We start from the raw sequence: 10,931 nt of genomic DNA, 5'->3' as shown, positions 1-10,931 counted from the left end.
AAGCGGAACAATTATGAACACAAGCTGATGCTGTAGATTAGACTGCAAAGTGTATGAAAACTGTACTCTCTTACCAAAAGTACAGCCTGCTCGCTCATTACCTCAAAGTTAAGCGGGACTTAAGGGTTATAAACTACAACCGTCAGCAGAAACCAAGGATTCAACAATTGCTGAGAGATCAGAATCTGAGAAGACTCAACGCTATACCTGCTAATGCACTTCAAGAGAACAGGGTGAGATATTACTCCCTGAACCAGTTCATTCGATTCTGGGGCGATGGTACTTTAGAAGCAGGCTGGAGCCCGCTGACCAGCCCCCAGCACTGGAATCAAAATGTTCTACAACCTCTTCCTCAGGTGGTCCCTGCCATAGCTTTTCCTATTCCCAGCTACGCTGATATCTGCATCAATCAACTCCTCCACGATCAATGCAATTATCCGCGCTGCCACCTGACTCATCTCACTCCCAACGAGATAAGTCAGGTCAAGAGCAACCCTCAATTCTATAAACTGGATGGAAGCATCAATACTGAAATCTGTACCTGCTATTACCAAGGAGAGTGTGACGATCTGGAGTGTGACAAGTTACATATTGATTTTGAAAGCCAGAAAAACTTTCCGGATCAGCCCGAATAGGCGCCTGAAGAATAAGTCAGCTCATAGCTGTGGGAGTAAATCTCAAGAATGTTGCCAAAAGGGTCTTCCATATAAACCATCCGGAAAGGCTTCTCTCCCGGATAATAATATCGAACCGGCATTCGCTGTTTACCACCATGACGAACGATTCTTTCGGCCAGCCCTTCAAGATCGGGGTCCTGAACACAGTAATGAAAAACGCCCGTCTTCCAGTACTCAAAGTTATTCTCTGGCTGTTGTTGCTGTGGAAACTGGAACAGTTCGACTCCGATGCGATCGCCTGTCGATAAGTGCGCTATACGAAACGATGACCAACCTTCACCAAAGACATCTGTGCACATAATGCCAATGGCGCTCTCATCTTCAGTAATATCAGTAGGGGGCATGATCAAGTACCACCCCATGACTTCGGTATAGAACTCTACAGCCCTTTCAAGATCAGGCACTGATATACCAATGTGACTGAAGTTCCTGGGGTATGAATGGGAATGACTACTCACCTTATAACCTCACGGAATAATTACTCAACAAAAAGGGACAGTCAGAGAATAGTTAAAGTTCCATTCTTTGCAATATTGCTCATTAGTTCAGCCAAACCATTGGCGCCAATCCTTCTCTAGGAGCCTGTCGGACTTAAGACTATTTCCGCCTAAATTCCAGAAAGAACGGCCCAATTATTCGATGAATTCGATTAAATAGGTCAACTATTCTCACGAATCCATCGAATAATTCGACTCGTTCTACTGAAATTTATGCCCGAAAGCATAAGTCCGACAGGCTCCTAGCTGGAAAACGCCAGAGCTTTGCGCTCAATCAATCTCACAATCAATGTCAGAATGCCGGTCAGCGTCAGATAGATCAGGCCTGCCAGAGTGAAGACTGTCAGAGTGTCGTACGTTTGGGCGTTCAGTCGAGCGGCATAGCCCATGAGATCCATCAAAGTAATGGTACTGGCCAGAGAGGTGCCTTTCATGACCAGAATCATTTCGTTGCCATAGGCTGGCAGTGCCCTGCGAATCGCATGGGGTAGAATAACCCGGACCAGGGCCTGCTGGCGGGTCATACCCAGTGCCAGAGCTGCTTCCCATTCACCGGCAGATACTGCATCAATCGCGCCTTTAAATAACTGTGTTGAATAGGCAGCACTGTTCAAAGCCAGTGCCAGCATGGCACAGAACCAGGGCTCGCTGAGCAGGGACCAGAGAATACTTTCCTGCAGGATCGGAAACTGCGCAGGGCCATAATAAATCAGAAAAATCTGTACCAGCAGGGGCGTGCCGGTAAACAGCAGAATCTGTAAGCGTACCAGCCACACCAGAGGTTTAAAGCGCAGTGACAGGATCAGAGTAAAAAGCAGTGCCAGTACCAGGCCGGTTAGCAGGCTGGCAAAGGTGAGCTCCAGGGTTGTCTGAAGGCCTCTCAGTAACTGTGGCAGATAGTCGTATAAGGATTCCAGCATCATACGTTCACCGTCCTGATGTGTTGACTGGTTTTCTGCTTCATTCTATCCAGACAGTGCTGGCTGATCAGGGTGACCACGAGATAGATAGCCCCGGCTGTTGCATACCAGGTAAAAGGTTCATAGGTCTGTGATGAAACCAGCTGGGCCTGTCGCAACAAGTCAGTCACACCAATCAAGGCGACTAATGCTGTATCTTTCAAAAGTACCAGCCACTGATTACCCAGTCCCGGTAGTGCATGTCGCCAGGCTTGTGGCAGAACGACCCGATAAAAACAGCGAGCCGAACTGATGCCCAGGGCTCTGGCAGCTTCAGACTGGCCTCTGGGAACGGCCATAAAAGCCCCGCGAAGAGTCTGACTGGCATAGGCTGAATAAATCAGTGAGAGCGCTATGGTGCCTGCCGTAAATGGACTGATTTCAATAAATTCATCGGTCAGCAGAAAGAGCAGGTGAGTAGCGCCAAAATAAATAAAGAAGACCACCAGAATTTCAGGCAGTCCTCTGACGATGGTGACCCAGGTAACAGTGAGGTATCGAACCAGCCGCAAAGGACTCAGTTCACCCAGAGCCAGCAGGGTTGCCAGTCCCAGTCCCACAAGCAGGGAGGACAGTGCCAGCCCCAGGGTCATCAGCGTTGCATTGAAAAAGAGATCAAGCATGGAAACAACGGTCTGTCAGTAGATGGGGGCTGCAGCCGGAAACACTGCAGCCTGGAAGTGATCAGGCGGCAGGAGTCTTGTGAACCCGGATATTTCATAAACATGCTCCCGCTCTCGCTTGCCCTTTGCCACTCTAAGGGAGTTTTACTCAGTCGACCGTACTCCCCGGTACGGCATTCCTTCGCAAAATCCCATAGAGCGACAAATGCCTGTGCGAGATTCGAGGCAGTTTATGAAATATCCGGGTTAAAGTACTTGTCGTAGATCTTTTGATAGGTGCCGTTTTCTTTCAGTTTGCTCAGCGCCGCATCAAATTTCTTTTTCAGTTCGTCCTGTTTGCGCACTGCGATCCCATAGCCGATACCAAAATAGTCAGCATCTTTAATCTCAGGGCCTACCTGCGCGTACTGGCCTTTGCCTCTTTCAGTCAGCCACTCTTTGGCAACCGCTGTGTCAGCAAAAACCGCATCGACACGGCCACTGGTCATGTCCAGGAAAGCGTTCTGGAAAGTATCGTAGGGACGAACTTTGACACCCTGACTTTCCAGCTTATCGATGACATACTGCTGGTGAGTAGAGCCATTCTGAACGCCAACTGATTTACCTTTCAGAGACTCAATAGACGTCAGCTCCTTGTTTTTATCAGCAACAAAAATGGCTGAGTTCTCATAGTAAGGGCTGCTGAAATCCACTTGCTTGAGACGATCCGGAGTAATATCCATACCGGAAATAACAGCATCAAATCGGCGGAATTTAAGGCTGGGAATAAGACTGTCAAATGGCTGGTTGCTGAAAGAACACTCTGCTTTCAGCTCGCTGCAGATGGCATTGGCCAGATCAATATCAAAACCTTCCAGCTGGTTGTCTTTGCCAACAAACTCAAACGGAGGGTAGGTGGCTTCTGTGGCAAAGCGAATGGTTTCGGCTGCCTGAGCTTGAAAGGTGGCTACAGTCAAAGCACTGGCCGCCAGGATAGACGCGAATATTTTTTTCATTTTCGGTACTCCAGAAATCCGAAAAGTCTGTCAACAGGGTATTGGAGGCGGTGCCTCCAACGGGTCAGTGTTCCAGATAGCTGCGAAAAGCTTCTGTTTGGGGGTGAGCAAAGTGATCGGATGAGCCATCTTCAACGATATGGCCATCTTCAAGATAGATAACTTTGCTGGCAATTTTACGGGCAAACTCAACTTCGTGGGTCACAACCACTTGAGTGATACCGGACTGGCTCAGTTCTTTGATGACTTCTACAACCTGATTGGTGATCGCCGGATCCAGAGCGGCCGTAGGCTCATCAAATAACAGCACATCAGGTGACAGCATCAGAGCTCGGGCTATAGCTACTCGCTGCTGCTGTCCACCCGACAGAGACGATGGCCAGGCATCTGTTTTTTCAGACAGACCGACACGTTCCAGAAGCTCTTTGGCTTTACTGATGGCCTGCTCTTTGGGCATACCCTGCACCACCGGAGCTTCAATCAGATTGCCGAGAACGGTCATATGAGGCCAAAGGTTGTATTGTTGAAAAACCATGCCTACCTTGCGTCTCAGAGCGCAGGCTTGTTTGTTCAGATGTTTGCTATCATGACCATCGCTGAAATTAAAAGACATATCAGCGACATCCATGGAGCCCTGATCGGGGGTTTCCAGCAGGTTCAGCATACGAAGCAAGGTGCTTTTGCCTGCGCCACTGGCCCCGAGAAGAACGGTGGTTTCACCCCGGGGGATGTTAAAACTGATATCTTTTAGTACCTGTGTGGAGCCAAATGCCTTGCTGAGGCCCTCTACTACTATGCCCATTGCCTTTCATCTACCATTTTGTAAAAATTCCCGCTTTGGTGAGTATGAAATGCAACGGGAATTTTTTGTACTCATGACTGTTTGAAACACCCGTTCTGCCATTGATTAACGCAGAGGCGGTATTTCCAGCTCATAGCTGTTTGTGAGAGTCTGTCCCGGTTTGCATGGTTCGGGCAGGCTTCAGAACTGACAGAATCTGTTGGACTAAGAGCCTTACGACCGTTTCTTACCGGAAAAGCATAGGCCGAACAGACTACGGGTTCACATGGAAAATGGATTCTCTTACATGATCGTGGATAAAATCAAGTCACATTTGAATATTTATTCATCGATAATGCTTTTTTACCCAGATGAGGCCGGAAATCCTGGCAAACAGTGTCTGGGACCCCAGGAGCAATGAACAAAGATTATGGCCAGTCAAAAACAGGAAGAACTCATTAAGGCTTTCAGGCAGTTGCTGAAAGAAGAGCGCTGTGGATCACAAAGTCAGATTGTTGAGCAGCTTCAGAACCAGGGTTTTGACAACATCAGTCAATCCAAGGTTTCCAGATTATTAAGTCGACACGGTGCAGTTCGTGCTCGCAATGCCCGTAATGAGCAGGTGTACTGTCTGCCACCGGAGCTGGGGAAAATGGACTCCAATATTGCGGTTCGGGATCTGGTGGAAGATGTTGCCAACAATGGCATGCTGATTGTGATCAAAACCAGTCCGGGGGCTGCCCAGATGATTGCACGTTTACTGGATTCCATCGGTCGGTCTGATGGGATTCTGGGGTGTGTTGCAGGCGACGATACCATTTTTGTAGCGCCTGCTTCCCCTGCTGAAATTGACAGTCTTCAGGAAAGCATCATCAAGCTGTTTATGTGATGGCCTGATCAAAGGTCTGTTTAGGTTAGATTCAGGCCTTCCGCTTTTATACGTCAAAGTCAATATGATGCTTTGAACCGAACCGGGGTGCGCCTGGAAACAGTCTGTGATCTTGGTAAAGTCAGTCTCTGGAATATTTACCCGATTCTGTTTTGTCTATATGCTTGTCGCTCTTTTTAATCAGCATTTTTAGACTCGATGGCATCACCCGGTTTCAAAGTAACGCATAACGTTAGTCCGGAGCACATGAGCGCGAGCCTCTCCGGTAGTTGGGACCGGTATCAGACTTTGCCTGATGCTGCGCAGATATTCTCTGAACTGGAGTCGGGGGATGTTCTGACCCTTGAAGTTCTGGCGGAGTCCTCCTTTCAATGGGATTCCCAGTTTTCCGCCTGGTTGCTCAAGCTTCAACGCTACTGTGACCGTAACAAAATACAGCTGATGCTTTCAGGGCTTCCAGAAGACGCCCGTAGTCTTCATCAGTTGGCCACTGCAGTACCTTTGCTAACATCATCCAATAAAAAAACGTTCTTCTCATTCAACCTGCTTCAGTCCGTTATGAAGGGCTTATTACAATGGTTGGAAGACTTCGTCCTTTTTCTGGGGGATATCAACCTCGGAATCCTCAGAATGTTCAGACTGCGCAGTGATGTCAGAAGTGGCGACTTTTTCCAGTTTCTGCATCAGGCCGGTCCAGCGGCAATCCCGATCGTGACGCTACTGAGTTTTCTGGTGGGCATGATTCTGGCTTATCTCGGCACGGTCCAGCTCAGGCAGTTTGGTGCCGAAGTGTATGTGGCTGATCTGGTCGACGTAGGCATGGTACGGGAAATGGGGGCTTTGATGACCGCTATTATCATGGCGGGTCGGACGGGCGCTGCTTATGCGGCACAGTTAGGGACCATGCAGGTTAATGAAGAAGTCGATGCCCTGACGACTCTGGGTATCAGGACTATTGATTATCTGGTGCTTCCCCGAATGCTGGCTCTGATTGTAGCCATGCCTCTACTGACACTCTACAGCGATATCCTGGGGATGCTGGGAGGTGGAGTAGTAGCCCTGAGTATGGATATCACTTTTACCCAATACGTTCATCAGCTCTCTGGCGCGTTTGCCATGTCTGATGTTATGACCGGGCTCTTTAAAAGTCTGGTGTTTGCTATTTTAATCAGCTTTGCCGGGTGTCAGGCCGGACTGGCCTGTGGTCGTTCATCAGCAGCAGTGGGCAAGGCAACGACTACAGCGGTAGTCACCGCCATTGTCTACCTGGTAGTGGCAGATGCTGGTCTGAATATTCTCTATTTCCAGTTGGGTATTTGACGATGGAACAGCCAGATCCCGAGTCCAGTGTTGCGATAGAAGTCAGTCAGCTGACTATGAAATACGGCAGCAGCCTGATACAGCAGGACCTGACCTTCAAGGTTCACAAAGGCGATGTCTTTGTCATCATGGGAGGCAGTGGCTGCGGCAAAAGTACTTTGCTCAAGCATATGATCGGTTTGTATCAACCGGCGGCCGGAACCATTTCCTATGAAGGCCAGAACTACTTTTCTGCCTCTGATCGTCAGCAACTGGAGATGAGAAAGCGTTGGGGGGTGACCTATCAGAGCGGAGCATTGTTCAGTGCCATGACGCTGGCAGAAAATGTCAGCTTGCCGCTGACTCAATATACCCGAATGAAATCGACAGAGATTGCTGATCTGGTGCGCTACAAACTGGCTTTGGTTGGGCTGTCGGGATATGAAGATTACTATCCTTCCGAAATCAGTGGCGGTATGGCCAAGCGGGCAGGGCTGGCCAGGGCCATGGCTCTGGATCCAGACATTCTGTTCTTTGATGAACCTTCCGCAGGTCTTGATCCTTTGAGTGCCAAGCGGCTGGACGATCTGATTCTCCAGCTCAGTCATTCTCTGGGTGTCACGATTGTGATTGTGACCCATGAACTCGAAAGTATTTTTGCCATAGGTTCCAATGGTGTGTTTCTCGACGCACAGACTAAAACGCAGCTGGATACGGGGGCTCCTTCTTATATGCTGAATCACAGTTCTCAGCCCCTGGTCAGGGACTTTCTGTCTCGGGGGCAGAGTCATCAACAGGCTTGTGGGGAGAATAGCTGATGAATAAAAAAAGGTATTCTATCTTTGCCGGCCTGTTCGTGGTGGCCATGATCGGGTTGGCTGTGAGCCTTGCCATGTTTGTAGGAAATGGCAATTACTCCGGTAACAGTAAAGAACGCTATGAGTTGATATACGACAGTAGTGTTATGGGGCTGAATATTGGCGCTCCTGTCACACTGCGGGGGGTTAAAATTGGTGAAGTCACTGATATTCGCACCCAGCTGTATGTCGACAAGGAGGAGCTGCTTAATACGGTGGTCATCGATATTTATCCGGACATGGTGATCAGCAAGGGAGGAGACATCCCTGAAGACATCATGGAACAACTGGTGGCCAGGGGATTAGCGGCCAAGTTAAAAACCCAGAGTTTACTGACCGGATTGTTATACGTCGAAGTGGACTTCTATAAAGCCATTTCTCAGACCCTTCCCGTCTCAACCCAGTACCCACAATTGCCAACCGTTCCTACTGATTTTGAAACCATTACTCAGGATCTGGACAAGATGAACCTGCCTGAGCTGATTGCTGATTTGAAAAGCATTGCTCATAACCTGAATACCATCAGTGGCAGTCAGGAATTTCAGCAGATGCCGGAAAATCTCAACAAGGCATTCGCACAGTTCGGGTCTATGTCTAAAGATATGGCTAAAAGCATGTCGGACATGAGGAACGAATTCGTACCCATGGCCGATAATATGGGCCAAATGTCCCAGGCTATTGAAAGAGAGCTGCCCAAAACACTTGGCAAGGTGAATGAGGTTTTAGCTACGGTGGAAGCAACCCTGAAAGCGGTCGAACAGACAACAACCGCATTGGGAGATACCATGGCTCCCGACTCTCCACTGATGTATCAGCTGGAGCGAAGCAGTAAAGACATTAGTCGTTCAGCAGATGCTGTCAGGGAACTGGCAGAGTTGTTGGAAGAGCAGCCAGGTTCGGTGTTGTCGGGCAGAGAGACAGGGGAATAATGCAATGAAGAATAATGTTAAGTGGTTCTTGCCCCTGGTCGCCGTTTTCCTGCTATCGGCGTGTGCGAGTAATGTGACGCCATTTCAGTATTACACTCTGAAACCTGCCGTTGAAGGGAGGGTCAGTCATGGCACGACAACTTCCATCGGGGTGGTTCCGGTAGAGATTCCAGGTTGGATGGATCGAGCTAATCTGGTCGTAAACGACGGTGGATATGAACTTGTCCGTTACGATATTCAACGTTGGGGAGAGCCGCTTCAGGATGCGATAACCCGTATCCTTACCCAGAACCTGACGACTCTTTTTCCTCAGTCGGACGTTCAATCCGGCCCCTGGTTGAGAAGTCAGGCGCCGGATAGGGCTGTACAGGTTACGATTAATAATCTGGCCTGGTTCGACAGTCGTCTGGAGCTGGATGTCAGGGTAACACTCCTTAAAGATCAGGAACGTGCTCAATCCTACTCCATCAAGCTGACAAGAAACCTTCCCAAAGACAGTAGCCCGGAGCAGTTGGTTGAAGGATTCAGTTATTTGCTGGCTGATCTGACCCAGAGGGTGCAGAAGGATATTGTCGCTCAGCAGTGAAGGTTTCGCTTCACGGTGAAACCTTCGCTGGTCAGTTTTCGAAAATCAGTAGAATAAGGAAGTCATAAAAATAGCAATGGCTGTAATCAACTTGACTCCACCACTAATAGTGACGGTGGATGATGAGTAAAACTCAGCGTATTTGGAAACATCCCACAGCCTGGCATTACCGTCATTGGCTGCAGTCGCCACTTTCTGATTATCCGGCGAGAACTTGATCTTCGTAACACTGGTGTTGGCGTGAGGAAGAGTAGCCACCAGTTCAGGTTCACTGGCATTGACCGAGTTGGGTACTTCTTCAAGATTGGTCAGGTTGAAAAGGTTGGCACTCTGACTCTGCATGGCGGTGACCATGATTTCTCCTTTTCGGTCAAAGGTAATGTCATAGATCTGATCCTCATCGAAATCTTTCTGACCGATCATTTGAGGTCTGACGGTGCCCTGGGCATCAGGCATCAGCTCTTTAAAATTCCAGACAGTGAAGCGGCAATCAGAACCGGTATTAATGCCAATACCCAGCTTGGTCCAGGCTTCGTCAAACTCAATGACGTTAATGGCATGTTCGCTCTCCACTTCAGCATAAAGTGCTGCCACAGGCGTTCCTTTGCTGTTCGGACTGATCTTTCTCAGGTTATAGATGCTGACTTTGGTTCCGTGGCTGACTCCCAGAAGATTGCCGTCAGGACTGAAAAACAGCTGGTTACGATTCAGGGCAACACTGCCATCAAGATCGATGAACACTTCCAGGGGTAGAACCAGACGACCATTATCGGAGCGGATAGGTTCTTTCTCGTAATTCCAGACTTTGGCTGTCATGTCTTCACCCAAAGTGGCAATCCATTTATCTTTTGGACTGAAAGCCATATCGGCTATTGCACTGGGCCCTGTTCTGGAGCCCTCATGCCACATCCGTGCAATCAGCGCAGGTTCTTCAATGTCTGTTTCTATATTACTGGGTTCTGGGTCATCGGGATCGACAACATAAACGTAGTCTGCTTCGTTCTGACCGTTGTTAGCATTGGGTGCTTTGGATCGTACTTTAATGTTGCTTAGATCCAATAACTGAGCTTCACCTTTTGCAGTCCCAACGGCCATGTATTTTTCTGTTTCATCAATGGCTACACGGGTGGCATCCTCACCATTTCCGCTATTGGCGATGGCTTTGAGTGCCACTGCAGGAATACCCAGAGCATTGACTATAATCCCGGTTTGTTCCCAGAGTTTGGCCAGGTCATCATCGGAAGCCGTAGCCACGTATTGATTTGAAAAAACAATCTGTCCTATTCGGGCACTATGGCGGATCGTTGCGATATTATTTCTGGCATTGGGTGCTGAGAAATTAACGGATTGGCCTACGTTCCAGAATTTACCTCTGAAATCATCAGCAACAGTGGCTACACAATTGCCCTGCTCGTTGTAGGCAATATCATTGATCTGAGCTCCATGATTAAAGGTAATCAGGGGTGAAAGGGTGTCCTGTGCCTGTACGCAGAGTGTCAAGCCCAGGGATATGAAAGAGACAACCATCCAGTACGTTAAACGAAGCATAATGACCTCGATGAAAAAGAAAGAAAACAATCCGATGTAATCAGAGGTTAAGTCATAAGATTTCTTTGGAAACAGCCATAGACTCAACAAGTTTTAAATCGCATTGAGTGCCTATTGACTAAAACCTGAATCCGTGATTTCTTGATTAGAGAGAGGTTTTTCACCTCCTGAATGCATGAAACCTACAGAATAGGGTTTTGATTTTTTGTTATTCGCCAAAGAAGGGTAAAACAGACGCAGAAGATCAATGCAGTTTAAATAATTCGGGGGAATTTCAGCTCTATTTCAGCT

At 48.4% G+C, this 10,931-nt stretch carries 12 protein-coding genes; 6 read left to right on the top strand and 6 right to left on the bottom strand.

Features of this window, described 5'->3' with window-relative positions:
- Positions 1-53: 53 nt before the first annotated feature.
- Positions 54-635 carry a hypothetical protein gene (locus tag ACR2PX_RS03930; RefSeq protein WP_433998059.1) on the top strand — a complete coding sequence of 194 codons (582 nt, stop codon included), beginning with the start codon at positions 54-56 and terminating at the stop codon, positions 633-635.
- Here ACR2PX_RS03930 and ACR2PX_RS03925 read toward each other — a convergent pair.
- The 5 genes from ACR2PX_RS03925 to artP all read right to left on the bottom strand — a co-directional run bounded on the left by ACR2PX_RS03925 (position 623) and on the right by artP (position 4,553).
- Complete coding sequence (locus tag ACR2PX_RS03925) at positions 623-1,135, bottom strand: lactoylglutathione lyase family protein (RefSeq protein ID WP_433998058.1); 513 nt, start codon at positions 1,133-1,135, stop codon at positions 623-625. The two genes, ACR2PX_RS03930 and ACR2PX_RS03925, sit on opposite strands and share 13 nt — an antisense overlap.
- Before the next feature lie 281 nt (positions 1,136-1,416).
- Positions 1,417-2,097 carry an arginine ABC transporter permease ArtM gene (artM, locus tag ACR2PX_RS03920; protein WP_433998057.1) on the bottom strand — a complete coding sequence of 227 codons (681 nt, stop codon included), beginning with the start codon at positions 2,095-2,097 and terminating at the stop codon, positions 1,417-1,419.
- Positions 2,094-2,756, bottom strand: a complete 663-nt coding sequence (gene artQ / locus ACR2PX_RS03915) for an arginine ABC transporter permease ArtQ (RefSeq protein ID WP_433998056.1) — start codon at positions 2,754-2,756, stop codon at positions 2,094-2,096. The genes artM and artQ overlap by 4 nt, the downstream gene beginning before the upstream one ends.
- A gap of 230 nt (positions 2,757-2,986) precedes the next feature.
- Complete coding sequence (locus ACR2PX_RS03910; protein ID WP_433998055.1) at positions 2,987-3,751, bottom strand: lysine/arginine/ornithine ABC transporter substrate-binding protein; 765 nt, start codon at positions 3,749-3,751, stop codon at positions 2,987-2,989.
- Positions 3,752-3,815: 64 nt separating this feature from the next.
- Entirely contained in the window at positions 3,816-4,553 is a 738-nt protein-coding gene (gene artP, locus ACR2PX_RS03905) for an arginine ABC transporter ATP-binding protein ArtP (protein ID WP_433998054.1), read from the bottom strand.
- Positions 4,554-4,962: 409 nt separating this feature from the next.
- Between artP and argR the strand changes: the two genes are divergently transcribed.
- The 5 genes from argR (at position 4,963) to ACR2PX_RS03880 (ending at position 9,092) form a co-directional block, all read left to right on the top strand.
- Positions 4,963-5,421 (top strand): transcriptional regulator ArgR, encoded by a 459-nt coding sequence (argR, locus tag ACR2PX_RS03900; RefSeq protein ID WP_433998053.1) that lies wholly within the window; start codon positions 4,963-4,965, stop codon positions 5,419-5,421.
- 246 nt (positions 5,422-5,667) lie between these two features.
- Positions 5,668-6,741, top strand: a complete 1,074-nt coding sequence (locus tag ACR2PX_RS03895) for an ABC transporter permease (protein ID WP_433998052.1) — start codon at positions 5,668-5,670, stop codon at positions 6,739-6,741.
- A 2-nt stretch (positions 6,742-6,743) separates the two neighbouring features.
- The gene (locus ACR2PX_RS03890) at positions 6,744-7,538 is read left to right on the top strand and encodes an ABC transporter ATP-binding protein (RefSeq protein ID WP_433998051.1); all 795 of its coding nucleotides are present in this window, start codon (positions 6,744-6,746) and stop codon (positions 7,536-7,538) included.
- A complete protein-coding gene (locus ACR2PX_RS03885; protein ID WP_433998050.1) occupies positions 7,538-8,506 on the top strand; it encodes an MlaD family protein in 969 nt (322 codons plus the stop codon). The genes ACR2PX_RS03890 and ACR2PX_RS03885 overlap by 1 nt, the downstream gene beginning before the upstream one ends.
- Positions 8,507-8,510: 4 nt before the next feature.
- Positions 8,511-9,092 (top strand): PqiC family protein, encoded by a 582-nt coding sequence (locus tag ACR2PX_RS03880; RefSeq protein ID WP_433998049.1) that lies wholly within the window; start codon positions 8,511-8,513, stop codon positions 9,090-9,092.
- 45 nt (positions 9,093-9,137) lie between these two features.
- Here ACR2PX_RS03880 and ACR2PX_RS03875 read toward each other — a convergent pair whose 3' ends face one another.
- A complete protein-coding gene (locus ACR2PX_RS03875; protein ID WP_433998048.1) occupies positions 9,138-10,640 on the bottom strand; it encodes a WD40 repeat domain-containing protein in 1,503 nt (500 codons plus the stop codon).
- Positions 10,641-10,931 lie beyond the last annotated feature (291 nt).

The organism is Endozoicomonas sp. (assembly GCF_051008435.1).
Taxonomy (GTDB): Bacteria; Pseudomonadota; Gammaproteobacteria; order Pseudomonadales; family Endozoicomonadaceae; genus Endozoicomonas_A.
This window is presented reverse-complemented; position numbering and strand designations above follow the sequence as displayed.

Excerpts from the sequence above, each read along its gene's own strand:
- ACR2PX_RS03930 (WP_433998059.1), top strand. The coding sequence starts at position 54 with ATGAAAACTGTACTCTCTTACCAAAAGTACAGCCTGCTCGCTCATTAC.
- artM (WP_433998057.1), bottom strand. The coding sequence starts at position 2,097 with ATGATGCTGGAATCCTTATACGACTATCTGCCACAGTTACTGAGAGGC.
- artQ (WP_433998056.1), bottom strand. The coding sequence starts at position 2,756 with ATGCTTGATCTCTTTTTCAATGCAACGCTGATGACCCTGGGGCTGGCA.
- ACR2PX_RS03910 (WP_433998055.1), bottom strand. The coding sequence starts at position 3,751 with ATGAAAAAAATATTCGCGTCTATCCTGGCGGCCAGTGCTTTGACTGTA.
- artP (WP_433998054.1), bottom strand. The coding sequence starts at position 4,553 with ATGGGCATAGTAGTAGAGGGCCTCAGCAAGGCATTTGGCTCCACACAG.
- argR (WP_433998053.1), top strand. The coding sequence starts at position 4,963 with ATGGCCAGTCAAAAACAGGAAGAACTCATTAAGGCTTTCAGGCAGTTG.
- ACR2PX_RS03895 (WP_433998052.1), top strand. The coding sequence starts at position 5,668 with ATGAGCGCGAGCCTCTCCGGTAGTTGGGACCGGTATCAGACTTTGCCT.
- ACR2PX_RS03890 (WP_433998051.1), top strand. The coding sequence starts at position 6,744 with ATGGAACAGCCAGATCCCGAGTCCAGTGTTGCGATAGAAGTCAGTCAG.
- ACR2PX_RS03885 (WP_433998050.1), top strand. The coding sequence starts at position 7,538 with ATGAATAAAAAAAGGTATTCTATCTTTGCCGGCCTGTTCGTGGTGGCC.
- ACR2PX_RS03880 (WP_433998049.1), top strand. The coding sequence starts at position 8,511 with ATGAAGAATAATGTTAAGTGGTTCTTGCCCCTGGTCGCCGTTTTCCTG.
- ACR2PX_RS03875 (WP_433998048.1), bottom strand. The coding sequence starts at position 10,640 with ATGCTTCGTTTAACGTACTGGATGGTTGTCTCTTTCATATCCCTGGGC.